General features: G+C 60.0%; 23 protein-coding genes. 8 read left to right on the top strand and 15 right to left on the bottom strand.

Annotated elements, in window-relative coordinates; translation table 11 throughout:
* Window positions 1-50: 50 nt before the first annotated feature.
* The 3 genes from trpD to ACFE0K_RS16020 all read left to right on the top strand — a co-directional run bounded on the left by trpD (window position 51) and on the right by ACFE0K_RS16020 (window position 2,329).
* The gene (trpD, locus tag ACFE0K_RS16030) at window positions 51-1,094 is read left to right on the top strand and encodes an anthranilate phosphoribosyltransferase (protein ID WP_434537023.1); all 1,044 of its coding nucleotides are present in this window, start codon (window positions 51-53) and stop codon (window positions 1,092-1,094) included.
* A 14-nt stretch (window positions 1,095-1,108) separates the two neighbouring features.
* Window positions 1,109-1,903, top strand: a complete 795-nt coding sequence (trpC, locus tag ACFE0K_RS16025) for an indole-3-glycerol phosphate synthase TrpC (RefSeq protein WP_434537022.1) — start codon at window positions 1,109-1,111, stop codon at window positions 1,901-1,903.
* A gap of 126 nt (window positions 1,904-2,029) precedes the next feature.
* Window positions 2,030-2,329 (top strand): isochorismate lyase, encoded by a 300-nt coding sequence (locus ACFE0K_RS16020; protein WP_434537021.1) that lies wholly within the window; start codon window positions 2,030-2,032, stop codon window positions 2,327-2,329.
* A gap of 147 nt (window positions 2,330-2,476) precedes the next feature.
* On the opposite strand, the gene crp is transcribed toward ACFE0K_RS16020, so the two are convergent.
* Entirely contained in the window at window positions 2,477-3,106 is a 630-nt protein-coding gene (gene crp, locus ACFE0K_RS16015; protein WP_035250214.1) for a cAMP-activated global transcriptional regulator CRP, read from the bottom strand.
* A gap of 300 nt (window positions 3,107-3,406) precedes the next feature.
* On the opposite strand from crp, the gene ACFE0K_RS16010 reads away from it, so the two are divergent.
* Together ACFE0K_RS16010 and speD are read left to right on the top strand one after the other, a co-directional pair.
* Entirely contained in the window at window positions 3,407-3,832 is a 426-nt protein-coding gene (locus tag ACFE0K_RS16010) for an OsmC family protein (protein ID WP_434537020.1), read from the top strand.
* Between the two features lie 152 nt (window positions 3,833-3,984).
* On the top strand, window positions 3,985-4,791 hold the full coding sequence (gene speD, locus ACFE0K_RS16005) for an adenosylmethionine decarboxylase (protein WP_434537019.1): 807 nt from the start codon (window positions 3,985-3,987) through the stop codon (window positions 4,789-4,791).
* Between the two features lie 320 nt (window positions 4,792-5,111).
* Here speD and coq7 read toward each other — a convergent pair whose 3' ends face one another.
* Window positions 5,112-5,771: a 2-polyprenyl-3-methyl-6-methoxy-1,4-benzoquinone monooxygenase gene (coq7, locus tag ACFE0K_RS16000; RefSeq protein WP_434537018.1), complete on the bottom strand. Its 660-nt coding sequence runs from the start codon at window positions 5,769-5,771 to the stop codon at window positions 5,112-5,114.
* A 154-nt stretch (window positions 5,772-5,925) separates the two neighbouring features.
* On the opposite strand from coq7, the gene ACFE0K_RS15995 reads away from it, so the two are divergent.
* Together ACFE0K_RS15995 and ACFE0K_RS15990 are read left to right on the top strand one after the other, a co-directional pair.
* On the top strand, window positions 5,926-7,401 hold the full coding sequence (locus ACFE0K_RS15995) for an AAA family ATPase (RefSeq protein WP_434537017.1): 1,476 nt from the start codon (window positions 5,926-5,928) through the stop codon (window positions 7,399-7,401).
* Window positions 7,388-8,419, top strand: a complete 1,032-nt coding sequence (locus ACFE0K_RS15990; RefSeq protein WP_434537016.1) for an AraC family transcriptional regulator — start codon at window positions 7,388-7,390, stop codon at window positions 8,417-8,419. Before ACFE0K_RS15995 ends, ACFE0K_RS15990 begins: the two co-directional genes overlap by 14 nt.
* On the opposite strand, the gene ACFE0K_RS15985 is transcribed toward ACFE0K_RS15990, so the two are convergent.
* The 12 genes from ACFE0K_RS15985 to dsbD all read right to left on the bottom strand — a co-directional run bounded on the left by ACFE0K_RS15985 (window position 8,358) and on the right by dsbD (window position 23,929).
* A complete protein-coding gene (locus ACFE0K_RS15985; protein WP_434537015.1) occupies window positions 8,358-11,153 on the bottom strand; it encodes a response regulator in 2,796 nt (931 codons plus the stop codon). The two genes, ACFE0K_RS15990 and ACFE0K_RS15985, sit on opposite strands and share 62 nt — an antisense overlap.
* On the bottom strand, window positions 11,125-12,180 hold the full coding sequence (locus tag ACFE0K_RS15980) for a cyclic nucleotide-binding domain-containing protein (RefSeq protein WP_434537014.1): 1,056 nt from the start codon (window positions 12,178-12,180) through the stop codon (window positions 11,125-11,127). Before ACFE0K_RS15980 ends, ACFE0K_RS15985 begins: the two co-directional genes overlap by 29 nt.
* An 85-nt stretch (window positions 12,181-12,265) precedes the next feature.
* Window positions 12,266-13,552: a phosphoribosylamine--glycine ligase gene (gene purD, locus ACFE0K_RS15975; protein WP_434537013.1), complete on the bottom strand. Its 1,287-nt coding sequence runs from the start codon at window positions 13,550-13,552 to the stop codon at window positions 12,266-12,268.
* A gap of 58 nt (window positions 13,553-13,610) precedes the next feature.
* Window positions 13,611-15,179 carry a bifunctional phosphoribosylaminoimidazolecarboxamide formyltransferase/IMP cyclohydrolase gene (purH, locus tag ACFE0K_RS15970; RefSeq protein WP_434537012.1) on the bottom strand — a complete coding sequence of 523 codons (1,569 nt, stop codon included), beginning with the start codon at window positions 15,177-15,179 and terminating at the stop codon, window positions 13,611-13,613.
* A gap of 91 nt (window positions 15,180-15,270) precedes the next feature.
* Window positions 15,271-15,552: a DNA-binding transcriptional regulator Fis gene (fis, locus tag ACFE0K_RS15965; RefSeq protein WP_434537011.1), complete on the bottom strand. Its 282-nt coding sequence runs from the start codon at window positions 15,550-15,552 to the stop codon at window positions 15,271-15,273.
* 28 nt (window positions 15,553-15,580) lie between these two features.
* Window positions 15,581-16,636: a tRNA dihydrouridine synthase DusB gene (gene dusB / locus ACFE0K_RS15960; protein ID WP_434537010.1), complete on the bottom strand. Its 1,056-nt coding sequence runs from the start codon at window positions 16,634-16,636 to the stop codon at window positions 15,581-15,583.
* A gap of 314 nt (window positions 16,637-16,950) precedes the next feature.
* Window positions 16,951-18,153: a zinc-ribbon and DUF3426 domain-containing protein gene (locus tag ACFE0K_RS15955; RefSeq protein ID WP_434537009.1), complete on the bottom strand. Its 1,203-nt coding sequence runs from the start codon at window positions 18,151-18,153 to the stop codon at window positions 16,951-16,953.
* 151 nt (window positions 18,154-18,304) lie between these two features.
* Window positions 18,305-19,189 carry a 50S ribosomal protein L11 methyltransferase gene (gene prmA, locus ACFE0K_RS15950; RefSeq protein WP_434537008.1) on the bottom strand — a complete coding sequence of 295 codons (885 nt, stop codon included), beginning with the start codon at window positions 19,187-19,189 and terminating at the stop codon, window positions 18,305-18,307.
* A gap of 166 nt (window positions 19,190-19,355) precedes the next feature.
* Entirely contained in the window at window positions 19,356-20,705 is a 1,350-nt protein-coding gene (gene accC, locus ACFE0K_RS15945) for an acetyl-CoA carboxylase biotin carboxylase subunit (RefSeq protein ID WP_434537007.1), read from the bottom strand.
* 12 nt (window positions 20,706-20,717) lie between these two features.
* Window positions 20,718-21,176 (bottom strand): acetyl-CoA carboxylase biotin carboxyl carrier protein, encoded by a 459-nt coding sequence (gene accB / locus ACFE0K_RS15940; RefSeq protein ID WP_434537006.1) that lies wholly within the window; start codon window positions 21,174-21,176, stop codon window positions 20,718-20,720.
* 3 nt (window positions 21,177-21,179) lie between these two features.
* A complete protein-coding gene (aroQ, locus tag ACFE0K_RS15935) occupies window positions 21,180-21,620 on the bottom strand; it encodes a type II 3-dehydroquinate dehydratase (protein ID WP_434537005.1) in 441 nt (146 codons plus the stop codon).
* 443 nt (window positions 21,621-22,063) lie between these two features.
* Window positions 22,064-23,929 carry a protein-disulfide reductase DsbD gene (gene dsbD / locus ACFE0K_RS15930; protein ID WP_434537004.1) on the bottom strand — a complete coding sequence of 622 codons (1,866 nt, stop codon included), beginning with the start codon at window positions 23,927-23,929 and terminating at the stop codon, window positions 22,064-22,066.
* Window positions 23,930-24,159: 230 nt separating this feature from the next.
* On the opposite strand from dsbD, the gene ACFE0K_RS15925 reads away from it, so the two are divergent.
* Window positions 24,160-25,167 (top strand): DUF2333 family protein, encoded by a 1,008-nt coding sequence (locus ACFE0K_RS15925; RefSeq protein WP_434537003.1) that lies wholly within the window; start codon window positions 24,160-24,162, stop codon window positions 25,165-25,167.
* A 169-nt stretch (window positions 25,168-25,336) separates the two neighbouring features.
* Here the strand turns inward: ACFE0K_RS15925 and ACFE0K_RS15920 are convergent.
* A partial coding sequence (locus ACFE0K_RS15920) for a metal-dependent hydrolase (RefSeq protein WP_434537002.1) occupies window positions 25,337-25,840 on the bottom strand: 504 nt, incomplete at its 5' end.

Here is a 25,840-nt window from a genome sequence, read left to right as displayed (position 1 = left end):
CATGCCCTGCTCGAGAACTTTCTGAAAAACGAACAACAAGGGGACGCCGCATGAATATCCAGCAGGCCCTGGCCAAGGTGGTCGAGCAGATCGACCTGAGCATCGCGGAAATGCAGGAGGTCATGCGACAGATCATGACCGGCGGCGCCACCGACGCCCAGATTGGCGGCTTTCTAGTAGCCCTGCGCATGAAGAGCGAGTCTCTGGACGAGATCACCGGTGGCGTGCAGGTCATGCGCGAGCTGGTCACCGCCGTACCGGTGCAGAACCGCCAGTATCTGGTGGATATCGTCGGCACCGGCGGCGACGGCGCCAACCTGTTCAATGTGTCCTCGGCCAGCGCCTTTGTGGCGGCGGCGGCCGGTGCCCGGGTCGCCAAGCATGGCGGGCGCTCGGTGAGCTCCAAAAGCGGCTCGGCGGACCTGCTGGAAACCGCCGGTATTGCCCTGGACCTGACCCCGGAACAGATCGGTAGCTGCGTGGATAACGTGGGGCTGGGCTTCATGTTTGCCCCCAATCACCACAAGGCGATGAAATACGCGGTGGGCCCGCGCAAGGAACTGGGCATGCGCACCCTGTTCAATATTCTCGGCCCGATGACCAACCCGGCGGGCGTGCAGCGTCTGGTGGTGGGGGTCTTCTCCGAGAAGCTGTGCCGGCCCATGGCAGAAGTGATGGGGCGTCTGGGCGCCGAGCACGTGATGGTGGTGCACAGCAAGGATGGCCTGGACGAGATCAGCCTGGCCACCCGTACCCATGTGGCGGAATTCCGTAACGGGGACATCAGCGAATACGACGTGACCCCGGAAGACCTGGGCCTGGACTCCGATTCACTGGTCGGCCTGGATGTGACCGACTCGGACGCCTCCCTGGCCCTGATTCGCGATGCTTTCGGCAAACGCAGCAATGACGCGGCCCGCAAGGCGGCGGACATGGTTGCCCTGAATGCCGGTGCGGCCATCTATGTGAGCGGTATCACCCGGACTCACAAAGAAGGGGTACGCATGGCCGAAGACCTGATACACAATGGAGAGGCAGCAGAGCGCATGCGTGAGCTGGCTCAATACAGCACGGCCCTCACGGCTGCGGACTGATAAGGAGAGCGGTTATGAGCACAGGCACCATTCTCGACAAGATCATTGCCCGCAAGCAGGAAGAAATTGCGGTCGGCAAGAACAACTACACCCTGGGTGAGCTGGAGGCCATGGCCGCCAACGAGCGCAAGGCCCGGGGATTCATTTCCAGCCTGTTTGACCGGGTGCGTGACCACCAGCCGGCAGTGATCGCCGAAATCAAGAAGGCCTCTCCCAGCAAGGGCGTGATCCGTGATGATTTCGATCCGGTGGAGATTGCTCGCAGCTACGAGAAAAACGGCGCGGCCTGTTTGTCGGTGCTCACCGACAAGGACTTCTTTCAGGGTGATGAGCACTACCTGCGTGCCGCACGCAACGCGGTGAATCTCCCGGTGTTACGCAAGGACTTCATGATCGACCCCTGGCAGATCTTCGAGTCCCGGGCCATGGGGGCCGACGCCATTTTGCTGATCGCGGCGGCCTTGTCGGATGAGCAGATGAACGAGCTCTACCACGCCGCCCAGCAGGTCGGCTGCGATGTGCTGGTGGAAGTGCATACCGAGGAAGAGCTGGAGCGTGCGGTTAAGCTCCATGCCGAGCTGATCGGTATCACCAACCGCAACCTGCATACTTTCGAGACCAGCCTCAACCCCACTCTGTCTCTGGCAGAAAAGGTGCCCGGCGACCGCATGATCGTCACCGAAAGCGGTATCCTCACTACGGAAGACGTGAAGCTGATGCGCAAGAACGGTATTAATTCGTTCCTGGTGGGCGAGGCCTTTATGCGGGCAGATGACCCGGGGGCGGCGCTGAAGGCGTTGTTTTTTTAGTTAACAGTTAATAGTGAATAGTTAATAGCTGCGCGGGGAAGGTTGGTGCGGTGCAGAGAATGTTGGAGGCCGCGCCCATGAAGTGGGTGCGGCTTCTTCGTTTTAACGCCAGAATAGGGAGTTGGAATGACAGGAAAGTCAGCAGAGGAGTGCCTGGGCATGGAGGACATCCGTGCCGAAATTGACCGCCGCGACAGGCAAATCATTGCATTGCTGGGCGAAAGGGGCGGGTATGTCCATGCCGCCGCAGCGTTCAAAACCAGCGAAGACGGTGTGCGTGCACCGGAGCGATTCAGAACCATGCTCCAGACCAGAAGAGAATGGGCGGAGCAGGAAGGGCTGGATGCGGATATGGTCGAGCAGCTTTACCGGGACTTGGTGGAGCACTTCATTCAGCGGGAGATGGCAGCGTTCAAGGGTAGTTAACAGTTAACAGTGTCGCGGACCAGGTTTGTTCTGTCGTTAAACGCAAGAGGCCGCGCCCATCATCTGGGCGCGGCCTCTTGGCTTTCAGTATCTGAAGGTGTTCGACGCGCAGCTATTAACTATTCATTATTAACTGTTAACTGCCTTTTACCGCGTTCCGTAAACCACCATGGTCTTGCCCTTCACAGACACCAGCCCCTGTTCTTCCAGGTTCTTCAGTACCCGGCCGACCATCTCCCGGGAGCAGCCGACGATGCGGCCGATTTCCTGGCGGGTGACCTTGATCTGCATGCCGTCCGGATGGGTCATGGCGTCGGGCTGTTTGCACAGGTCCAGCAGGGTGCCGGCTACGCGGCCAGTCACATCCAGGAACGCCAGATCCCCCACCTTGCGGGTGGTGGCGCGCAGGCGACCGGCGATCTGGGCGGAAACGGCGAACAGGATGTCGGCGTCTTCCCGGGCCAGTTGCTTGAATTTGCCGTAGCTGACTTCGGCGACTTCGCATTCAGTCTTGGCTTTTACCCAGGCAGAACGTGATGGGTCGTTCTCGAACAACCCCATCTCACCGAAGAAATCACCTTCATTCAGGTACGCCATGATCATTTCACGACCATCGTCGTCTTCGATCATGACCGTCACGGAGCCCTTCAAAATATAGTAAAGCGCATCCGATTCATCACCCGCATAAATGATGGTGCTCTTCGCCGGGTACTTGCGGCGATGGCAGTGGGCCAGAAACTGGTCCAGATTTGGAATAATTTTGTTGCCGTCAGTCATGGGCGCTCAATATTAAGCCAGAAAAATGTCTTAGCTGATAAGCGTAAGGATATTGCCTGTTTTTATCATTGATGCCAAGGGAACTGGCTCTCACTCTCAATTTTCACAGGCTAAACGGTGCCTTACGGCTGACCGGCACCAGGCAGGCAGGTAGCGGGGTGGCCTGAACGGCAACAAAATTATCTGCCATCCTGGCCTGTCAGGGGGGTGGCGGCGCCCCCGCGCTATGGTACTCTGCGCCCCCTTTCGGGGCTGGATAAAGGCAGCCTGGAGCGGTGACTGGAACCTGGGAGATCCCCCATGAAAGCAGTGGTTAAATGGCAGGGCGAAGCCTGCTATGAAGCGCAGACAGAAAGCGGCCATACGGTGCTCATGGATGGTCCACCGGATCACGGTGGTCAGAACCGGGGACCGCGTCCCATGGAGACCCTGTTGCTGGGCGTCGGCGGCTGCTCTTCCTTTGATGTGGTGCATATCCTCAAGAAGTCCCGCCAGGACGTGACGGATTGCCGCTGCGAACTGACTGCCGAGCGCGTCGATGAGGTGCCGGCGGTATTCAGCAAGATTCATCTGCACTTCATCGTCAGCGGCAATAACCTTAAAGAAGCCCAGGTGAAGCGGGCAGTGGAGCTGTCGGCGGAGAAGTATTGCTCGGCCAGCATCATGCTGACTCGAGGTGGTGTTGAGATCACCCATAGTTATACCATTGAGGGCCAGGACGCTTGATTCCTGCCCTCACTGGTTCCGGTGCAAGCCGGAGGCAAGGAGTGATTCAGAGGCTCCCAAGCTGAGGCCCTGAGGTCTCGCAAACAGGTAACCGCAGACTCTGCGGTGGTGTGTTGGTTTTCTAGTGGCGATGACGCCGACGGGGTACAGCTGTGGTGAAAGATCCCAATCCCAAGATTACGGTTCATGGTTTCAACAACCTGACCAAATCCTTGAGCTTCAATATTTTCGATATCGCCTATGCGAAGACGGAACAGCATCGCAAGGAGTACATCGAGTATATTGACGAGCTGTATAATGCCGAGCGTCTTACCGAGATTCTCACCAACGTGACCAAGATCATCGGTGCGAATGTGCTCAACGTGGCTCGCCAGGATTACGATCCCCAGGGTGCCAGCGTGACCATGCTGATCGCCGAGCACGAGAGCCCGCCGGATGGCACCGACTGGGACGAGGAAGCCCCGGGCCCGCTGCCGGATTCCGTGGTGGCGCACCTGGACAAGAGTCACGTGACAGTACACACCTACCCGGAATCCCACCCGGATAACGGCATTTCCACCTTCCGGGTGGATGTGGATGTGTCTACCTGCGGGGTGATTTCACCGCTGCGGGCGCTGAACTATCTGATTCACAGCTTTGATTCCGATATCGTCACCGTCGACTATCGGGTGCGGGGCATGACCCGGGATCTGGATGGCACCAAGCACTATATCGATCACGATATCAATTCGATCCAGAACTTCCTCACCGAAGACACCCAGAATGCCTATCAGATGATCGATGTGAATGTGTTCCAGGAGAACATCTTCCACACCAAGATGCTGCTCAAGGACTTCGATATCGACAACTACCTGTTCGGCGCCGGCAGCGATGAGTTCGAGCTGGAAGAGCTGGAACAGATCAAGGACCGCCTGCGCACCGAGATGCTGGAGATCTTCTACAGCCGGAATATGGGGTGAGAAGGGCAGTTAACAGTTAATAGTGAATAGTTAACAGTTCGCGCCAATCTCCAGTTGTAGTAGAAAGCAAAGAGGCCGCGCCCATAGGTTGGGCGCGGCCTCTTGCGTTTTATGGCCAAGCGTCTCTCACGGAGCCTCTGTAGGAGCGCCTCTTGCGGCGCGAACCGTGCGAAGCACGGAATCGACCGAAGGGAGATCAAACACTCCAGACCGTGACAGAGTTTCGATAGAGAGATCAGTCGGGTTTTGAAGGGTTACCTCGCCAAGGCTCGGTTCGCGCCTCGAGAGGCGCTCCTACAGGTGTTTTTTCAGCGCGCTGCTCAGATTCTGTAGGTGGTAAACGTCATCACCTTGCTCATCAGCGTCATGGCGTGGCGTACTGGTGGGGGCAGGTCGGCGCCGCCGGCGTCTTTGGCGGTGACGGCGTGTTTGAGCTCGTCGCTTTTCATCTGTTCCAGAATGGCGCGGGTGCGCAGGTCGCTTTCCGGGACCTGGAACAGGTGGGCTTCCAGATGTTTGACCACCTGGTTTTCCGTTTCCGAGACAAAGCCCAGGCTCCAGCGGTCACCGACCAGACCGGCAGTGGCGCCCACCGCATAGCTCATTGCGTAGAACAGCGGGTTAAGCTTGCTGGGGACACCGCCGAGCTCCTGAATCCGCTCCTCGCACCAGGCCAGGTGATCCTCTTCCTCACGGGCTGCTTCCTCCATGGCATGGCGCACATGGGGCAGGCTGGCAGTGCTGGCCTGGCCCTGATACAGGGCCTGGGCGCACACTTCACCGGTATGATTGATGCGCATCAGCCCCAGCACATGACGGCGCTTGTCGGTGGGCAGGCTGCCGGCTTCCGGGGCATCCGGTGCTGGGGACGCATGGGCCGGGGCTCGCTCCGCCTGGATGGTACCTGGCGTCAGGGTGCGCAGGGCGTTATCGGCTCGGGCCAGCAGTTTATCCAGCGGTGACAGTCGACGTTCGCTCATGGGGATCTTCCAAAACGGTTTGCCACGCAAGGCACAGGGTAGCAGTGAAAACACGGCGCTTTTGATCAGGGCGTGATTTCCCCTGGCCCTACAAAACAGTGTCAGGCTTCATGCTAGCATAGCGCTGACAGTGACCTGTGAAGAATGATAACAAATGAGTGACCTGAACGACCTGAAAATGCTGCTGGAATCCCGTTACCCCATCGTGGTCATCGAGACCTGGGAAGAGTTGCGGGCGCTGGACCTGATTCGCCGGCTGGGTATGCGCGAGGGCAGGCCGGTGTTTGCCTGGAACGGAGTGGATGGCCTGCGCCGGCTGGAGTTCGAAGACGCGCCCAGCCAGAAGCATACGGTGGAACCCGACGCCGTGCTGGGGCAGATTCGTGGCACCAATGAGCCGGGCATCTATGCGTTATGCGATCTGCATCCCTATCTGGAGGGTGAGCCCAAACAGGTGCGCCTGCTCAAGGAAATCGCCCTGCATCATGAGCGTCTGCATCATACCCTGGTGTTGATCAGCCACCAGTTTTCCATTCCTGCGGAAATTCGCCGTTACTGCACCCGCTTTTCCCTGTCCATGCCCGATGAGAAGCAGCTGGAGCACATCGTTCAGGATGAAGCCCGTCGTTTCAAACAGGAAAAAGGGGAGCGTGTGCGGGCAGACCGGAATTCGCTCGATCGACTGGTGCGTAACCTGCGCGGTCTGAGCGTGGAGGATGCCCGCAAGCTGGCTCGGGGTGCCATTATCCACGACGGTGCCATTACCGAGGCTGACTTGCCGGAGATCAACAAGGCCAAGTTTGCCTTGATGGAAATGGACGGCGTGCTCAGCTATGAGTACGACACGGAAAGCTTTGCCGACGTGGGCGGCTTGCAGGGGCTGAAAGACTGGTTGGGCAAGCGCGAGAAAGCGTTTCACGGGCAAAGCGATATCGACAGTCCTCGGGGAATCATGATGGTGGGCGTGCAGGGCGGCGGCAAAAGCCTGGCTGCCAAAGCCGTAGCCGGATTGTGGGGGTTGCCACTGCTGCGCATGGACATGGGGGCGATCTACAACAAGTTCTTCGGTGAATCCGAGCGCAACGTGCGCGAGGCCCTGGAGTTGGCCGAGACCATGTCTCCCTGTGTGCTGTGGATCGATGAAATCGAAAAGGGCATCGCCGTGGGCGACAACGATGGCGGCACCTCACGGCGGGTGCTGGGTACCCTGCTCACCTGGATGGCGGAGAACCAGAGCCAGGTGTTCCTGGTGGCCACGGCCAACGACATTGAGCGCCTGCCACCGGAACTGATCCGTAAGGGGCGCCTGGACGAAATCTTCTTTGTGGATCTGCCGTCGCCGGCGGTGCGGGAGGTGATTTTCCGTATCCACCTGGAAAAACGTGGCCAGGCGAGCGAGCGGTTCGATCTGCCTACTTTGTCTGCGCATAGCGACGGGTTTACCGGGGCGGAGATTGAACAGGCCGTCGTGGCCGGTCTCTACAGTGCCGGCGCCGCCGATGGCGTGCTGGATCAGGCGCTGCTGGAGGCGGAGCTGGCGGCCACTGTGCCGCTGTCGGTGACCATGGCGGAATCCTTGGCGCGGCTGCGGCAGTGGTGCCAGGGCAGGGCAGTTCATGCCGGTACTTGATCCCGGTCTGGCCGGCTCCGATCAGAGCCTCACGGCAGCCTATGTGGATGCAGTGCTTCCACCTTTGCTGGCACATTACGGCCTGTCCCGGGACGCGGTGTTGCAGCAGGCGGGGCTCACCGAGGCACCCTTTTCGGAGCCGGGACAATTGTTGCCGCTGGTGGATGTGCTGCGGTTGTTTCTGGTAATTCTGCAGGCCAGCGGCGATTCCGGCCTGGGTTTCGAAATCGGCAAGCGGGTGAAGCCCCGCTCTTATCAGGTGCTGGGTTATGTGATTCTGGCCAGCCGCGACCTGGGCCAGGCCATCGACCGTCTGATCCGCTTTGAAAGCCTGTCCGGCAAACTGGGTGAAACGCAGCTCTCGCACCATGGCGATACGGTACGTCTGAGCTGGCAGTGCCCGCTGGCCGGGGAGCCGGGCCGTTATCTCACCGAGGCGGCGGTGACCGGGTGGGTGGCGTTCATGCGCCCGCTGATAACGCGGGAGCTGAGTCCGACGCGGGTATGTTTCCGCCACCCGGCGCCGGAGGACGAGCAACGCTATCAGACATTTTTTGATGCGCCGGTACTGTTTGCAGCGGATTTCGATGGGGTGGAGTTGCCGGCGGCGTACCTGACATTGCCGCTGGAATCAGCGGACCCGGGGCTGTCGGTGATGATGGAGCGGGAGGCCCGCGACCTGCTCGCCGACTTCGACGCTAACACTAATCTGGTCAGTGCCGTGCGCGCCCGAATCTATCAGCAGCTGGCGGATGGCGAGCCATCGCTGGAATCCGTGGCGGATAGCCTGGGGATGCCTGCCCGCACGCTCAGTGCCCGGCTGGCCCGCCGTTCATTGCGATTTGCGGAAATCCTTGATGGTTTGCGCCAGAGTCTGGCGGAGCTCTATCTCCAGGACCCGGCCCTGTCGCTGACCGAGATCGCCCTGCTGGTGGGCTTCGCCGAATCCAGTTCTTTCAGTCGGGCATTTCGTCGTTGGCGAGGAACAAGTCCGAATCAGTGGCGTCGGGGCGGGTAAAGCGCACCAGGGTATCGCGTAGCACATTCAACTCCACCGGCTTGGGCAGGTGGGCATTCATGCCTGCCGCCAGGCTGCGTTCCTTGTGCTCGCGCAGGATATGGGCGGTGAGGGCGACAATGGGCACCGCTGGCAGACCCTGTTTCTGCTCGTACTGACGAATCCGTCGAGTGGCTTCGAAGCCGTCCATCTCCGGCATTTCACAATCCATCAGAATCAGGTCATAGCGGTGCTTCTCGGCCAGGGTCAGTGCTTCCTGGCCGTTGGAGGCGATGTCAGCCTTGAGACCCAGTTTGGCGAGCATGCCACGAATCACTTTCTGGCTCAGGTAATGGTCTTCTGCTACCAGGATGTTCAGTTGTGGGTCGGGCTTGTGCTCGGTCTTGCTGGGAAGGGGGCGGTGGCCCAACCCCAGTTCCTCGGCCAGTACCTGGCGAAGGCGCGGGGCGGACACCGGTTTCGACAGCACCCGGTGGATGCCCACGTTGCGGGCCTGGGTGGCGGTGGGAGCCAGGCTGATGCCGGTGAGCATCACCAGCACGGTGGGATGCATGATCACCGGGTCTTCGTGGATCCGCGCGGCCAGTTGCATACCGTCCATGCCGGGCATGTTGTGGTCCAGCACCACCACGTCGTAGGGCTCGTTGATGTTGGCCTGGGTTCGCAGGGAGGCCAGCGCTTCACGGGGGTCGTGGCAGGCGGTGACACGCATGCCCCAGGACAAGGCGTGATGGCGCAGTACCCGGGTCACGGTGCTGGAATCATCAACCACCAGCAGGCTGCGCCCTTCCAGCGCTGAGGTATCCACCATTACCGGAGGTGGCGCATCGGTGATTTCCGGCGGCAGGGGAACCACAAACCAGTAATGGGCGCCGCGCTGATCCTGCAGGGTGCCCATGCGGCCGTGCAGGGCTTCCACCAGTTGTTCGGCGATGGCCAGGCTCAGGTGGCTGCTTTCCGGCTGCTTGGTGGTGTTGCGCAGGCGTTTGAGAATGTCGTCGCTGATGGCGCTGCCGGAGAACCCGAAGCGAACCCGATCCGCCTGGCCGGTGGGCTCCATGGACACATCCACCACCAGTTCCCCGTGGCTGCCATGACGAACCAGGGCGCCCATCAGGTTGGTGAGGATCTGGCGTAGTCGCCCGGCGTCGCCGATTACCCTGGTGGGCACATTGGTATGCACGTGGGTGATCAGTTCGATCTGTTTTTCCTCGGCCTTTTCCTTGAACAGGTCGATGGCCTCCATGATCAGGTCATGGATGTCCAGGGCGCTGTGATTGATGTCCGCCCCCTGGGTGGATAGCTGTGAATGCTCCAGTACGTCATTGATGATGCGTAGCAGGCTGTCGCCGGCATTCTGGATGGCGCCGACGCATTCGCGCTGGTTGGGGGTAAGCGGGGTGTCGCCAAGAATTTCCGCCATCCCCAGGATGCCGCTCAGCGGGGTGCGAATATCATGGCCGATCCGTGACAGGGTTTCCCGGCGGGTACTGTCCACGGTGTCGGCAACCGCCTCGGAGCGCTTCTTCTCGATCTGCAGACGGGCTTGCTGGCTGTGCTGCAGCCGCAAGCCGATGCCCAGAGTCAACGCCTCAAGCACGGTAGCGCCCAGCAGCCATTGGGGGAGTTCCGCGCCGGTTTGCACAATTCCCAGGCAGGCCAGGCAGATCAGCAAGGCCGGGAAGCTGATCAGCAGGGACGTCATGAAAAACAGTCCGCCGCCGGTGATTTCCCGGTGCCAGGCGGTGTAGCCCATGGTGAGCAGAAACAGGGTGGCCAGGGTGACCAGGGCGAAACTGATGTAGCCGGCGGCGGCCAGCGGCAGAATGACGGTAAAAGGCAGATTGGCCAGGGCCAGCATCTGCAGCAGACGGGTGCAGTAATGCAGCCAGCCTGTCTGGTCTGACAGGTTGAAAAAGCTGCGTGACAAGCCGGTGGCCGACCACATGGCCAGCATCATGCCGGCAAACAGCAGCCGAGGGTGCAGCAGGTTATTTTCACGCAGGGCCTGGGGCAGCAAGTCTGCCAGGGTCAGTCCGATCAGCAGGATGCTGAGGATAAAGCCGCAGTGGTAATAGTAGGTGGCGCCGCCACGCAGGGCACCGACAATCAGGTTGTAGAGCGCCAGGATCAACAGGGCACCGGCAAGCAGCATGTAGATGGCATTTTGCTGTTGTTGGCTTTGCAGCAAGCCGTTGACGGTGGTCAGGGTGAGCCCGTAAGTGAGATAGGCTCGGGGTGGCAATTGCAGATAGGCGAGTCGGGTTTCGCCGGTGGGCAGATGTACCTGGAAACTGCTGCCGCGGCTGGGAATGCGCTGTTCCGGGTCGAGTTGGCGGTAGCCGCCGTCTCCGTCAGACAGATAGAGTTGTGCCGCCGGATTACCGCGCAGATGCAGGGCGAAATCGTGCTGATTGCCCAGTTCGTTCTTGATGGCAACGCGCACCCACCAGTTACCATTGCGGATACCCAGGCGTTCTATATAGCGCGTAGCCGGTTGGAAGCGATCCATGGCCGGTAGCTGGCTGACGGTCTCGATGTCCAGCTCGCCGGAGGGGTCGCGCAGGTATTCGGAGTAGATGGTAATCCGCGCCTGGTCTGGCAGGCTGTGGATCACAAAGGGCGGTGGTGGCTCCGGATTGGCCCGGCAGAGGCTGCCCGCCAGACTCAGCAGCAGTATCAGGGCGCCTCTGAACAGAAAAGAGTCAGGCCACTTCCGTTGGTTTGTTTGCATCCGTCGCTTTTCCCCGGTCCAGCACATAGGCATTTAGGCCCGCTTCCGAGAGGATATAGGCTCCCAGCTCGCTGCGTCGACCATCACCGCACACTACATAGAAAAAATCTTTTTCCAGGTTGTGGACTTCGCGGCGCAGTTCGTTGAGTGGCAGGTTGCGGGCACCCGGGGTGCGGTCGTGACGGAACTCCATGGGCAGGCGCACATCCACCAGAATGCAGGCGGTTTCCGCCTCCAGCACCATGGTATCCAGCTCGTCTTCGCTGAGATGGCGGATCACCGAGTCTTGCAGGATGGACTGGAAATCCTGTTTGCCCAGGCACATCAGTATGCCGTCGCTGGTCATGGTGATGGTGGCATTGCGGGGGCTGTCGCTGATCAGGGCGTCTTCGCCGAAGAAGCGCCCGGCGGACAGAGCCGCCAGGGTTTCCTGTTTGGCTCCCTTGGAGCGGGTGACCATGGCCTTGCCCTGCTTGATCACGAAGAAGGTGTCGCCATCCTCGCCTTCCGTGACCACCGTTTCGCCAAGCTGCACGTCCCGTTCCTCGAATTTCACGAACAGGCTGTGAATCATGGCCGGTGGTATGGCGGAAAACAGTTCTGAGGACAGTAGCGCATCCATCCAGTCCCGTTCGCTTTCGTCATCGTCTTCATCCAGCATGGATTCGGCGGCCTGGGTCCAGGTCATCAGCAGATCCAGCTTGTTACGATCGATGGCGTAGAGGGTGGTGGTTTCTGCGCTAATGGCGTTGATGGTGTGTTCTGGATAGTTATCCAGCGCCAGATAATTCTCGTCGTCATCGGCGGCGAAGTGGCGTACCTGGAAACTGGCGTCGGTGAGATCCACAGAGCCTTCCACCAGAAAATAGGCCTTGTCGCTGGTCTGGCCGCGTTTGAACAGCAGTCGCCCGGGGCCGATCTTGATGACGTCGATCTGGCCCTGAATTTCCTTCAGGTGCGATTCGCCCAGGCAGTCAAAGGGAATGAAATTCTCGAGACGAGACATGTCGGCGACGACATCGCTCATTGCTAACCCCCAGCGGTATACAAAAGTGCAGCGTTGGTGGGTGAGCCCCTGGTGGGCTCACCCTTACTTCTTAGTTGCTACTACTTTATGACTTTTCGCGGGCCACTGCACGGTAACCGATGTCCGTGCGGTGATAGGCGTTGCGCCATGTGATCTGCTTCACACCAAGGTAGGCGTTGGCCTGGGCTTCACTGACGGTATCGCCGACACCGGTAACGCAGAGCACACGCCCGCCACTGGTGACGACCTGGCCGTCTTTCTCGGCGGTGCCGGCATGGAATACTTTCACGGTGTCGGAATCGGCCTGATCCAGGCCGTCGATCACGTCGCCCTTGTCGTAGCTGTCCGGGTAACCGCCAGCGGCTATGACCACGCCGAGAGTAGGGCGCGGGTCCCACTGGATCTCGGTCTGGTCCAGTTTGCCGTCCAGGGCCGCCAGGCACAGGGCGGCCAGATCGGATTGCAGGCGCATCATGATCGGCTGGGTTTCCGGGTCGCCGAAGCGGCAGTTGTACTCGATCACCTTGGGGGCGCCATCCGGGTTGATCATTAGCCCGGCGTAAAGGAAGCCGGTGTAGGGCATACCCTCGGCAGCCATGCCTTCCACGGTGGGGGTGATCACCTCGTCCATGATGCGCTGGTAGACCGCATCGGTGACCACCGGGGCTGGGGAGTAGGCACCCATGCCGCCGGTGTTGGGGCCGGTATCGCCGTCGCCCACGCGCTTGTGGTCCTGGCTGGTGGCCATGGGCAGCACGTTCTTGCCGTCCACCATGACGATAAAGCTGGCTTCTTCGCCTTCCAGAAACTCTTCCACCACCACGCGGTGGCCGGCGTCGCCAAACTTGTTGCCGTCCAGCATGTCGCGCACGGCGTCTTCGGCTTCCTGCAGGGTCATGGCGACAATCACGCCTTTGCCCGCTGCCAGGCCGTCGGCCTTGATGACGATGGGGGCGCCCTGTTCACGGACATAGGCCAGGGCCTCGTCCATATCGGTGAAGTTGCCGTAGGCGCCGGTGGGAATGTTCTGGCGGGCCAGGAAATCCTTGGTGAAGGCTTTGGAGCCTTCCAGTTGCGCCGCTGCCTTGCTGGGGCCGAAACACTTGAGGCCATTGGCCTGGAAGTTATCTACCAGCCCTTCCACCAGCGGCGCTTCCGGGCCGACGATGGTCAGGTCAATGTTATTGTCTTGGGCAAAGGCCAGCAGCGCCGACTGATCCAGCACATCAATGGCCACGTTTTCCAGCTTGGCTTCGCGGGCGGTACCGGCATTGCCCGGCGCCACAAAGACTTTTTCTACCTGAGCGGCCTGCGCCACTTTCCAGGCCAGCGCATGCTCGCGGCCACCGCCGCCAATGATCAGAACTTTCATGTCTACCTCAACCCTTTCAGGTTCGCCGCAGGAGCGCCGCTCCTACAGAGTGATGCTGTTAGTGACGGAAATGGCGCATGCCGGTGAAGACCATGGCCATGCCGGCTTCGTCGGCAGCGGCGATGACTTCCTCGTCGCGGATCGAACCGCCCGGCTGGATCACGCAGCTGATGCCTACCTTGGCGGCATTGTCGATGCCGTCGCGGAACGGGAAGAAGGCGTCGGAAGCCATGACCGAGCCTTCTACCTGCAGGCCGGCATGCTCGGCCTTGATGGCGGCGATGCGGGCAGAGTTGACGCGGCTCATCTGGCCGGCACCCACGCCTACGGTCTGGCGATTCTTGGCGTAGACAATGGCGTTGGATTTGACGAACTTGGCCACTTTCCAGGCGAAGATCAGGTCATGCATCTCGGCTTCGGTGGGGGCACGTTTGGTGACCACTTTCAACTCGCCTTCGGTGATCATGCCGATATCGCGGTCCTGTACCAGCAGGCCGCCATTGACGCGCTTGTAGTCCAGGCCTGCCGCTGCCGCACCCTCGATCTCGCCACATACCAGCACACGCACATTCTTCTTGGCGGCGGTGATGGCCAGGGCCTCGTCGGTGGCAGAAGGGGCGATGATCACTTCCACGAACTGACGGTCGACAATGGCCTGGGCGGTGGCGGCATCCAGCTCGCGGTTGAAGGCGATGATGCCGCCGAAGGCAGATTCGGTATCGGTGGCAAAGGCCAGGTCATAGGCGTTGCCGATGCCGTCCAGACTCACTGCCACACCGCAGGGGTTGGCATGTTTGACGATCACACAGGCGGGCTTGGTGAAGCCTTTTACGCACTCCAGCGCCGCGTCGGTGTCGGCAATGTTGTTGTAGCTCAGTTCTTTGCCCTGCAGCTGTTTCGCGGTGGCGATGGAGGCCGCTGCCGGATTGCGCTCGGTGTAGAAGGCCGCTTTCTGGTGCGGGTTCTCGCCGTAACGCATGTTCTGGGTCTTTTCGAAGTTCAGATTGATGGTGCGCGGGAAATCCTGATTGTTCTCGCCCACCTTCTTGCCAAAGTAGTTGGCAATGGCGCTGTCATAGGCGGCGGTATGTTCGAACGCCTTGATGGCCAGGTCGAAACGCAGGGTGTCGGACAGGGCGCCATTGTTGGCGGCCATGTCGTCCAGTACGCGCTGATAGTCAGCAGCGGCGGTAACAATGCCAACGCTGGCGTTGTTCTTGGCGGCAGAACGCACCATGGTCGGGCCGCCGATATCGATGTTCTCGATGGCGTCTTCCAGTGAGCAGTCCGGGTTGGCCACGGTGGTTTCGAACGGGTAGAGATTGACTACCACCAGATCAATGCGGCTGATGTCGTTGTCGGCCATGACCTGTTCGTCCTGGCCGCGGCGGCCGAGGATGCCGCCGTGCACTTTCGGGTGCAGGGTTTTCACCCGGCCGGCCATCATTTCCGGGAAACCGGTGTAGTCGGAGACTTCGCGCACGGCGATGCCTTCGTCCTGCAGTTTCTTGTAGGTGCCGCCGGTGGAAAGAATTTCCACGCCTTGCTCGGCCAGGGCCTTTGCAAATTCGACGATACCTGTCTTGTCGGAAACACTGATCAGTGCACGTTCAACCGCGTTGCTCATGGGATTTCACCAAGTTGCGTTCTGGGATAAGTGGTTCATTTAAAAACAAAAAAAGGGCAGTAAGGACTGCCCTTTATCGCTGTGGTCGTGCTTAAAGCAGACCGTACTGCTTGAGCTTCTTGCGCAGGGTGCCGCGGTTCAGGCCCAGCAGCTCGGCGGCCTTGGTCTGGTTGCCGCGGGTGTACTCGAGCACTTTCTCAAGCAGCGGGATTTCCATTTCCGCCAGTACCATCGGGTAGAGTTCGCTTACGGCCTCACCGTCCAGCTGGTTGAAATAATCGTTTAACGAACGTCGCACACAATTGCGCAGAGTGTCGTGGGTTTCGCTGCGCGCAATAGTCAGGTGCGGCTTTCGTGCTTCTGCGATGTTCATTTCAGTAAGTGTCCGTGCAGCGGCTGTGTTAACTGAAGAAAGGGTCATCGGCCAAGGCTCCGTTTTTCTTCCGGGCAGACACCTCGCCATAACAACCGAATCGTACCCGGTCGGTCGTGGCGTTTATCTGTTGGAAAAACTGCTCGATTGCCAGCCGTTGATCGGCGGCATTTTCCAGTGTGTTAAATCCGCGCCGGAAGTCTTCCCCTCCGGGCAGGTTTTGCGTATACCAGCCCAGATGCTTGCGTGCGATACGCACTCCCATGAACTCTCCGTAGAACTGGTGGAGTTCGGCGAGGTGCTGTTGCACACAGTCGTGGACTTCCGTTACGAACGGCGCTGCGGGTAGCGAGCCGTGCTCGAGGTAATGCAGGGTATCCCGGAAGATCCACGGGTTCCCCTGTGCAGCGCGGCCGATCATGATACCACCCGCGCCGGTGGATTCCAGTACCCGTTTAGCTTTTTCCGGGCTATCCACGTCACCGTTAGCCATAACAGGAATATTCACCGCGGCCACCACCTGGGCGATGGAGGCGTACTCGGCGTCACCGTTGAACTTGTCGGCACGGGTGCGGCCATGGATAGCGAGGGCCTGAATACCCGCCGCTTCCGCGATACGGGCGATCTCCAGCGCGTTGCGATGGTCGCGATCGGGTCCGGTACGAATCTTCAGGGTTACCGGGACGTCCACGGCAGCGACCACGGCATCCAGGATGCGGGCCACCAGGTCCGGGTCAGCCAGCAGGGCAGAGCCTGCAGCGCGTTTGCACACTTTCTTTGCCGGGCAGCCCATATTGATATCAATGATCTGGGCACCATGATCCACATTGGCGCGGGCCGCGTCGGCCAGCATGGCCGGCTCACCGCCGGCAATCTGCACCGACACCGGGCCGGGCTCACCACTGTGATCAAGCCGTTGGCGTGACTTTCGAGAGTTCCACAGACGGGTGTCCGAGGTCACCATTTCCGACACCAGCAGACCTGCTCCCAGATCCCGACACAAACGCCGGAACGGGCGATCCGTGACGCCGGCCATGGGGGCCAGAATCAGCGAATTGGGCAAGGTATATGGGCCGATCTGCATAGGGTCGGGATGGCATGTGTCAAAAGGGGCGCTAATGATAGTGAGCGGGACGCGGGGATGAAAGGGCGCGGGGTAAAAAATGCGCAATTTCAGGCTGAGGCAAATGCGATGGTGTTACCTGAGTGGTTAGTTGCGGGGAGCGAGGTACGAGTCTCGAGAAGCCAAGCCGTCGGGGCTTTCGCTGTTCGAGACTCGTACCTCGTTACTCGCTGATCTTGCCGGGGGCACCTGACACCGAGGCTGGGTGTGCGTGTCAGGTTGGCCATTAATGGCGGAGATAGGCTCTCGCCCATTTCCGCCTTGCGTCAGCCCTGTTACCGCTGGCTGACCCGCTCCTGTTCATCCATGGCGGGCAGCAGACGCAGGTTATAGTTTACCGCCTGCTCGCCAGGATCGACGATTTCCAGGGAGATGTGCAGAGGGGTGTTCACCGGCATGGCCTCCAGGTTAGTCAGGTCGCCTCGCAGGTATTCCGCCGGGCTGAAGCGACGGCTGGCGACCGGATTGCCGTTGAGGGCACTGAAGCTCAGCTCCAGCTCCGGAAAGGGTTGCGGGTAGCGGGCTTCATTGAACAGGATGGCGTCCACGATCAGGGCGTTGGCGTAATCCGGATGGCTGCGTACCACCAGGTTGGCGCCGCGCAGCTTGCTGATGTCAGTGCGGTTGGGCAGCCGACAGCCAAGCACACCGCAGGCCTGTTGGTAGAGTGGTCGCCATTGCGGACTGCGGGCCAGGTCGTCGAAATTGAAGTAGGCGTATTGTCCCACCAATACCACCAGGGCAAGCACGGACAGGCCGCTCCACTTGAGCAGGCCGCCCCAGTCGCGCTGTTGGCGAAAGGGCGCGTCGCGTTCGCGTACTGGCCGGGACAGCGGCACCGGTTCCTCGGTCAGGTCGTCACCAAACAGGTCCAGACCACCGAAGAGGTCGTCTTCGTCGTCATCCTTTGCTGGTTTGGGAGCCGGTTTCTTTTTGGCCTGTGGCGGCGGTGAAGGCGCTTTGCGTTTGTCTGCCTGGCTTTCCCGCGGGCCAAAGCTGGCGGGCTGGCGGGTTTCCTGCTTTGCTGGCTGGTCCTCGTCGTCTTCCAGTTCCTTGAGCAGGGCTTCGGCCCAGGCCTCGTCAGCATTTTCATTGTGGCTGGCGCGACCGGCGCCCTGCATATCGGAAAAGTCTTCGCCGAGACCGGAGGTGGCGGCATCTTCATCCAGATTGATGAAGGAGTCGCTCAGCTCCATGCCCTCGATGCTGGGGCTGGAGGAGGCGCCATCATCGTCATCATCAAAGGTTTGCCCGGCGCTGTCTGGCACGCTGGCGTTTTCGCTTTCCAGGGCTCCGGCCCAGCGGTCGCCGGCGGGTTCTTCCTTGGCAGGGGGCGGATCAATCAGGTAGTCACTGGCCTGAAAAATCTGCAGGCAGGAACCACAGCGAACCGCGCCGCGGGCCTGCTTCAGGTGTTCTTCGGTAATCTTGAACTGGGCTGCACAGTGCGGGCAGCGGGTCTTGTATTGGGCGGCCATGGCTTTCGCCTGATTGTTATTGGACGAGACGCAACATGCTGCACGCAACAGGCTTTCACGGAACACTTTGCGCAACCCTGGAATCCAGAAAACGCGTGCAGATGAGTCAGGTATGTTTTACAGAAAAAGCGGGACAGGCCGCAAGGACCTGTCACTCAGTTTTACGTCGTACTCCGTCGATTCGCACCCAGTCACCCTGCTGGGTGGTGGGATTCAGGTCGAACCAGGGGGTATAGGCGCTGCGCACCGACTCCGCCTGCTCGGCAAGAATGCCGGACAGGGCCAGGGTGCCGCCCGGGCGGCAGTAGCCGGCCAGTTGCGCGGCCAGCTCCACCAGGGGGCCGGCGAGGATATTGGCGACCAGTACATCACAGCGGTAATCCGCCGGCAGATTTTCCGGCAGGTAGAGGCTGAGCCCGTCGGCGACACCGTTATTGCGGGCATTATCCTCGCTGGCAGTGAGCGCCTGGGGGTCGATGTCGGTGCCGGTGGCATTGCCGGCCCCCAGCAGCAGAGCGGCGATGGCCAGCACCCCGGAGCCGCAACCGAAATCCAGCACTGCCTTGCCTTGCAGGTCAGCCCTATCCAGCCATTCCAGGCACAGGGCAGTGGTTTCGTGGGTGCCGGTGCCGAAGGCCAGTCCCGGGTCCAGCTTCAGGTTCACTGCCTGCGGATCCGGTGATTCGCTCCAGCTGGGGACGATCCACAGCCGTTCGCCGAAGCGCATGGGGGCGAAGTCATCCATCCAGGCCCGTTCCCAGGCCTGATCATCCAGCGTCTCGTGGTGATGGGCCTGGGCGTCCAGTCCCTGTTGTTGCAGGGCCGCGAGGATCAATGCCGGGTCACGGTCGGCATCGAACAGGGCGCTGACTACAGTGTTCTGCCACAGCGGGCGGGCACCAGGAGGCGGCTCGAACACCGGCTGGTCGGCGCCATCGGTAAGCGTGACTGCACAAGCGCCCATGTCTTCCAGCGCGGACTGGAACGCATCCGCGTGGGCTTCGGTGGTGGCAAGATGTAGCTGGAGCCAGGCCATGTTGTCGCTTCGCTCTAGTTAATAGTTAACAGTGAATAATTAATAGCTGCGCGAGAAATGCAGGGGTTATTCATACGTACGAGGCCGCGCACAAGAGTTGGGCGCGGCCTCCTGGGTAAGGATAGCAGCTAACGGTGAACGCGAACTATTAACTGTTAATTATTCACTATTCACTGCTGTTTAATTTTTTCTCCAGGTGGTGAATATCCACCCCGCCGGCAATGAAGGCCTTGTCCTTGAAGATCTTGTTGCGATGCAGCTCCACATTGGTCTTGATGCCTTCCACCACGATTTCGTCCAGCGCATTTTTCATGCGGGCGAAGGCGATCTCGCGGTTCTCGCCCCAGGTGATCAGTTTGCCGATCAGGGAATCGTAGTAGGGGGGCACGGTGTAGCCGCTGTAGATATGGGAATCCACCCGCACGCCATTGCCACCGGGAGCGTGGAAATAGGTGATCTTGCCGGGGCAGGGGGTGAAGCGCACCGGGTCTTCCGCGTTAACACGAACTTCGATGGCATGGCCCAGGAAGGTGATGTCGGACTGCTGTAATTGCAGGCCTTCGTCGCTGGCGATACGCAGCTGTTCCTTGACGATGTCGACACCGGTGATCATTTCGGTGACCGGGTGTTCCACCTGCACGCGGGTGTTCATCTCAATGAAGTAGAAGCCTTCATTTTCGTAGAGGAACTCGAACGTGCCGGCGCCCCGGTAATTGATTTCCTTGCAAGCGTTGACGCAACGCTCGGCCACTTCGTCTTTCAGGTGCTGGGGAATGCCCGGTGCTGGGGCCTCTTCCACCACTTTCTGGTGACGACGTTGCAGCGAGCAGTCCCGGTCGCCCAGGTGGATGGCATGGCCGGCGCCATCTGCCAGCACCTGCACTTCCACATGGCGGGGCTTCTGCAGGAATTTTTCCATGTAGACGGTGGCGTCGCCGAAAGCGTTCTTGGCTTCGGAGCGAGTCAGCGTGATGGCGTTGAGCAGGTGCTTGGCCTCTTCCACCACGCGCATGCCACGACCACCGCCGCCTGCGGCAGCCTTGATGATCACCGGGTAGCCGATCTTCTCGGCCATGGCCAGAGAGGCATCGCCATCGTCACCCAGGGGGCCGTCGGAGCCGGGCACGGTAGGAACACCGGCCTTTTTCATGGCTTCAATGGCGGCTACCTTGTTGCCCATCAGGCGAATGGTGTCTGCCTTGGGGCCGATAAAGGTGAAGCCGGAGCGTTCCACGCTTTCGGCAAAATCCGCGTTCTCCGCGAGAAAACCATACCCGGGGTGAATGGCGTCGGCGTCGGTCACTTCCGCAGCACTGATGATCGCCGGGATGTTCAGGTAGGACTCGGTGGACGAGGCCGGGCCGATGCAGACAGCCTCGTCAGCCAGTCGCACGTGCATAAGATCCCGGTCCGCCTTGGAATAAACCGCCACGGTGCGAATGCCCAGCTCCTTGCAAGCGCGCAGGATGCGCAGGGCGATTTCGCCGCGGTTGGCAATGACAACCTTTTCCAGCATGAGATGCCTCCGTTAAACGATGGAGAACAGAGGCTGATCGAACTCAACCGGTTCGCCGTCTTCCACAAGGATGGCATCAATGGTGCCGGACTTGTCCGCTTCGATCTGGTTCATCATCTTCATGGCTTCGACGATGCACAGTACGTCGCCAGCCTGAACTTTCTTGCCTACCTCGACAAAGGAGGACGCGCCCGGCGACGGAGAGCGGTAGAAAGTGCCGACCATGGGCGAGCGCACCAGATGACCGCTGGGGGTGTTGTCAGCCGGCGCCGGGGCTTCAGCAGCGGGAGCAGGGGCCGGAGCCGGGGCGGGCGCGGCAGCCTGTGGGGCGGCATAGTAATGTGCCGGCGCTGCAGGGTGACGGGAGCCGCGGCTGATGCGCACGGACTCTTCTCCCTCACAGATCTCCAGCTCTTCAATGCCGGATTCCTCCAGCAGCTCGATCAGTTTTTTTACCTTGCGAATATCCATGTATTAACCATCCAGTTGTTCAAGGGCGGCGGTCAGCGCCAGCGGGTAGCCGGTTGCGCCGAGCCCGCAGATCACGCCCTGGGCAATATCGGAAAAATAAGAGTGATGGCGGAAGCTTTCCCGGGCATGCACGTTGGACAGGTGCACCTCGATAAAGGGGATGTCCACCGCCAGCAGGGCGTCACGCAGGGCCACGCTGGTATGGGTGAATGCCGCCGGATTGATGATGATGAAGTCGATGCCTTCGGTGCGGGCATCGTGGATCCGCTCAACCAGCTCGTATTCCGCGTTGCTTTGCAGATGCTGCAAGTGATGGCCTGCATCACTGGCCTGAGCCTGCAATTGCTGATTGATATCGGCCAGGGTGGTGTGGCCGTACTTGTCCGGCTCGCGGGTGCCGAGCAGGTTCAGGTTTGGGCCGTGTAAGACCAGAATGGAAGCCAAAACAGGTCCCCCCTGGGGAATTTGTCGTTATTTGCCGTGAACGTGCAGGAAAAGCACCGGTTATCCCGGCGTTTTTGGCACTTGTGCAATATTAGGGGGAAATCATGACAGAAAAAAGGGTTTTACAACATTCGTTACAAGTTACCGGAAGATGCCGGGCAATCGGTACTGTTTCACGATTTTTGTTTCTGGGGGAGGCTCTAGGCTCCTCTGCGTTTTCGTAGGAGCGTCGCTGGCGGCGCGATAGCCCAGCCCCTGAAAAGATAGATTTACCACAGAGGACACAGAGATCACTGAGGGAAAGAATGATTTTCTCGGTGAACCCTGTGCCCTCTGTGGTGAAAGTGCTTTTGACCGTGCTCTGTCATCGCGCCGCCAGCGACGCTCCTATGGTGAGGGAATGGCAGATCCCCTTACGCGCCGCTCCCTTTCTGTGGCGGATGTCAGAGCCCTGGCATGACACGTTTTTCCAGGTGCTGGAGAAAGCGCTCAGGCTTCATTTCTCCCAGCACCCGGGATTCAGGCAGTTCCGTACCCTCGGGTGTGAAGAACACCAGCGCCGGCAGGCCGAGGATGTTGTATTGCTCCATGATCGCCTGGCTGTCTGCGTTGATCTCGGTAATATCCACCCGATAGAGATCGAAGTCTTCCATGGCGGCCAGTACCTGCGGGTCGCTGAGGGTGGTTTCCTCCAGCACCTTGCAGGCCACACACCATTCGGCAAAGAAATCCACCAGCACCGGCTTGCCTGCCTGGCGGGAACCGGCAAGGGCGCTGCTCAAATTGTCGCGTCCCAGAATGGTCTGCCAGGGCCCGTGTGCCCCCGGGACCGTGGCAGTGGTAGCTGCCGGTGCCGATTGCGTCATCGGCGCCAGGGGTTGCAGCGGATCGTCGCCGCCACTGAGCGCGCCGACAATCATCACCGAGCCATACAGGGCCAGCACCAGGGCGATGCCGCGCTTGAGTCGGGCGAGACCTTCGCCGGCGGCTTCCAGGGCGCCGAGCTGCACGCCGTAGACCGCCAGCAGCAGACCGTAAAGGCCCAAGGTAATGGTGCCGTTGATGATGCGATCCAGCAGCCAGATGGCCACCCCGAGCATGACCACGCCGAAGAAGCGTTTGATCTCTTCCATCCACATGCCGGCCCGAGGCAGCAGGCTGCCGCCGCCGGTGCCAAAGATAATCAGCGGTAAGCCCATGCCCATGGACAGGGCAAACAGGGAAGCGGCGCCGGTGAGGGCATCGCCGCTGGCGGCCACATAGATCAGTGCACCGGCCAGGATCGGCGTGACACAGGGAGAGACCACCAGGGCAGAGATGGTCCCCATGATGGCGGCACCGAACAGGCTGCCACGCTTGCTCTCGCCGGGCTGGTGCAGCTTGTTACGCAGAAAGGCGGGCAGTTGCAGCTCATAAAGGCCGAACATGGACAGCGCCAGCAACACGAAGATTACCGTGGAGGTAATGATGGCCGCGGGCTGTTGCAGCAGAAATTGCAGGTTGAGCCCGGCGCCGAATACCGCAACCAGCAGGCCGGCCAGGGTGTAGGGCACCGCCATGCCCAGCACATAGCTGGTGCTAAGCACAAAGCCGCGACTGGCACTGGGCTCCTTCTCGCCGGCAATGATCCCGGACAGGATCGGCACCATAGGGAAGACACAAGGCGTGAACGCCAGCAGCAGGCCGCCCACGAAGAACAGGCCGATAATCAGCCCCAGAGAGCGATCGGACATCCACCGGTTAAAGGCATTGGCGTCTTCGGATTGCAGGGTGCTGAGAAAACCGCCGTCATCAGTGTAGGTGCTGGCGGACTCAGTGGGGGTGGCCGTGGTCGCGGCCGGAGACTTTTTTGCCGGTGACGGGTTGGCCAGCGGGATGATTTTTTGGGTGGGTGGGTAGCAAAGGGTGTCCTCGATACAGCCCTGGTAGCGCACCTCTAGCTCGGTCGCCACCAGCGGTACGCTGGTTACCGGCAGGGTCAGGGACAGCCGGTCGAAGTAGACCTGCACATCCCCGAAAATCTCGTCGGTCTTGTCCTTGCCGGGGGGCAGGGCGTAGTCAGCGAAATCCTCCAGCACATTGCCGTTCTGGTCACGCAGGCTGAACCCGAAACGGTGCTGGTACAGGTAAACGTCGTCGATCAGCTCGAAATCCAGCAGCAGTTGCTGGTTGTCCCAGTCGGCATCCGTGACAAGCTGGATGGCTTCGTCCACGGTGGGTAGCGGGTCGTCCCCGAACAGGTCACTGGCACCCGCCCACACCGGGAAAAGCGCAATAATGAAAAGTAGCGGTTGCCAAGCTGATCGCATGCCTGTCTCCTATGATGGCCACTGCTTCGATGCGCAAAAGGGCGGGAAGTTTCATTGCCTGTAACCCGCAAAGTCCGGTAGCGCAGTGGCGTCGGGCCGCTATTCTCGCCAGTGGGTGGGCAGAAGGCAAAGGGTGTTGACCCGGGCGGTGCATATTTCTGGCCGGGTGCAGGAAGTTTTCACCGTCGGCCTATTGTATAGTGATTTGCAGATGGATCTTGGGAGTGATCATGAGTAACGAAAAATTCAGCGAAAAAATGGGTGACGCCATGCTCGACCCCCGCCATAACCGGATTTGGAAAGGGATACTGTGGTTGTTGGGGTTGCTACTGCTGGTGGATGTTCTGCTGAGCTGGTACTGGAGCCAGGAGCCTGATCTGCGTGAATTGCCCAGTCGCGAGAACGCGGTTGCCGGGGAAACCATTGCTCGTGAACTTATCTTCGTTTCCGACACCTTGCTGTCCAAGCCGGGCGGCTATCTCAGTAACGATATCCTGCCCCACCGTCTGTGGATGGATAACATGCCTGCCTGGGAATACGGCGTACTGGTGCAGGTGCGTGATTTCACCCGGGTGTTGCGTCGGGATATGAGCCGCTCCCAGTCCCAGAGCCAGGAAGACCGGGATCTGGCTATTGCCGAGCCTCAATTCAATTTTGATGCACAAAGCTGGGCCATGCCGGCCACGGAAAGTGAATACCGCCGAGGCATCAAGGCCCTGCAGCGCTATCTGGAGCGGCTCACTGATGCCAACGAAGGCGACGGAAAATTCTATGCCCGGGCGGACAACCTCAATTACTGGCTCAACGAAGTGCAGAGCCGGCTGGGTTCCCTGAGCCTGAAACTGAGCCAGAGTGTGGGGCGCAGTGAGCTGAATATGGATGTGGGTAGTGCCGAGTCCGTTGCCAAGCCCGGTAATGAAGAAGACTTTGTGAAAACGCCCTGGTTGAAAATCGACGATGCGTTTTATGAAGCACGGGGCGCAACCTGGGCGCTGACCCAGTTGATGCGTGCCGCCGAGGTCGACTTCGCCGAAGTACTACGGAAAAAGAATGCCACTGTCAGCTTCCGCCAGATGGTGCGCGAACTGGAAGCGACCCAGGAAACCCTGTGGAGTCCGCTGATTCTCAATGGCGATGGCTTCGGCATGCTGGCCAATCATTCGCTGGTCATGGCCAACTATGTGTCGCGTGCCAATGCGGCGCTGGTGGATCTGCGGAAGTTGTTGCAGGAAGGGTAAAAAGGCAATTAATAGTTAACAGTTAATAATTAATAGTTGCGCGCTCTGCGCCAGCTTTTCTCAAAGTAAAGAGGCCGCGCCCATAGGTTGGGCGCGGCCTCTTGCGTTTAAGGCAAAACAGACAGGGTTCGCGACGTTATTAACTATTAATTATTCATTATCAATTGATTTACGCTGCGTTTTTTTCCTTGGGCTGAGGCAGGCTCGCCCGCCATTTTTCAATGAGTGCGCTGTTGTCATCATCCCAGGGATGAAAGCCGGGTTTCAGGTAGCTGAACCAGGCGGGGATGATGCTGCTGATCACGCCTTTGTAGCCGAACCCTTTCCACAGCCCTTTGGCCAGGGTGAGGGGTTTGCGGTGGGCATTGTCGCGCTTGAGCATCTGCCAGGTGAAGTAGCTGGAGAAGCCGATCAGGTAGGCGGTGCTGGAGAGGAAGAGTCGCTGGCGCTCCAGATAGTTGCCGCTGACATCCATGTACAAGTCGTAGGCTACGGCCTTGTGTTCGGTTTCTTCGATAGCGTGCCACACCCACAGGTCACGAACGGCCGGGTCCATCTTTTTCAGCAGATCCGGGCGGCGCAGAATGGCGTCGGCAAGAATGGCGGTAAAGTGCTCCAGGCCTGCGGTAGCCGCCAGCTGCTGCAGGTTGCTCATTTCGTTGCGGGCACAGGA

It is taken from the genome of Alcanivorax sp., assembly GCF_051117345.1.
Classification (GTDB): Bacteria; Pseudomonadota; Gammaproteobacteria; order Pseudomonadales; family Alcanivoracaceae; genus Alcanivorax.
The sequence above is the reverse complement of the archived record's forward strand: the minus strand, read 5'-3'. Positions and strand labels throughout refer to the sequence as shown.

Bases quoted from the DNA above. Each gene is read 5' to 3' on its own strand.
- trpD (WP_434537023.1), top strand. From the start codon at position 51: ATGAATATCCAGCAGGCCCTGGCCAAGGTGGTCGAGCAGATCGACCTG.
- trpC (WP_434537022.1), top strand. From the start codon at position 1,109: ATGAGCACAGGCACCATTCTCGACAAGATCATTGCCCGCAAGCAGGAA.
- ACFE0K_RS16020 (WP_434537021.1), top strand. From the start codon at position 2,030: ATGACAGGAAAGTCAGCAGAGGAGTGCCTGGGCATGGAGGACATCCGT.
- crp (WP_035250214.1), bottom strand. From the start codon at position 3,106: ATGACTGACGGCAACAAAATTATTCCAAATCTGGACCAGTTTCTGGCC.
- ACFE0K_RS16010 (WP_434537020.1), top strand. From the start codon at position 3,407: ATGAAAGCAGTGGTTAAATGGCAGGGCGAAGCCTGCTATGAAGCGCAG.
- coq7 (WP_434537018.1), bottom strand. From the start codon at position 5,771: ATGAGCGAACGTCGACTGTCACCGCTGGATAAACTGCTGGCCCGAGCC.
- ACFE0K_RS15995 (WP_434537017.1), top strand. From the start codon at position 5,926: ATGAGTGACCTGAACGACCTGAAAATGCTGCTGGAATCCCGTTACCCC.
- ACFE0K_RS15990 (WP_434537016.1), top strand. From the start codon at position 7,388: ATGCCGGTACTTGATCCCGGTCTGGCCGGCTCCGATCAGAGCCTCACG.
- ACFE0K_RS15985 (WP_434537015.1), bottom strand. From the start codon at position 11,153: ATGCAAACAAACCAACGGAAGTGGCCTGACTCTTTTCTGTTCAGAGGC.
- ACFE0K_RS15980 (WP_434537014.1), bottom strand. From the start codon at position 12,180: ATGAGCGATGTCGTCGCCGACATGTCTCGTCTCGAGAATTTCATTCCC.
- purD (WP_434537013.1), bottom strand. From the start codon at position 13,552: ATGAAAGTTCTGATCATTGGCGGCGGTGGCCGCGAGCATGCGCTGGCC.
- purH (WP_434537012.1), bottom strand. From the start codon at position 15,179: ATGAGCAACGCGGTTGAACGTGCACTGATCAGTGTTTCCGACAAGACA.
- fis (WP_434537011.1), bottom strand. From the start codon at position 15,552: ATGAACATCGCAGAAGCACGAAAGCCGCACCTGACTATTGCGCGCAGC.
- dusB (WP_434537010.1), bottom strand. From the start codon at position 16,636: ATGCAGATCGGCCCATATACCTTGCCCAATTCGCTGATTCTGGCCCCC.
- ACFE0K_RS15955 (WP_434537009.1), bottom strand. From the start codon at position 18,153: ATGGCCGCCCAATACAAGACCCGCTGCCCGCACTGTGCAGCCCAGTTC.
- prmA (WP_434537008.1), bottom strand. From the start codon at position 19,189: ATGGCCTGGCTCCAGCTACATCTTGCCACCACCGAAGCCCACGCGGAT.
- accC (WP_434537007.1), bottom strand. From the start codon at position 20,705: ATGCTGGAAAAGGTTGTCATTGCCAACCGCGGCGAAATCGCCCTGCGC.
- accB (WP_434537006.1), bottom strand. From the start codon at position 21,176: ATGGATATTCGCAAGGTAAAAAAACTGATCGAGCTGCTGGAGGAATCC.
- dsbD (WP_434537004.1), bottom strand. From the start codon at position 23,929: ATGCGATCAGCTTGGCAACCGCTACTTTTCATTATTGCGCTTTTCCCG.
- ACFE0K_RS15925 (WP_434537003.1), top strand. From the start codon at position 24,160: ATGAGTAACGAAAAATTCAGCGAAAAAATGGGTGACGCCATGCTCGAC.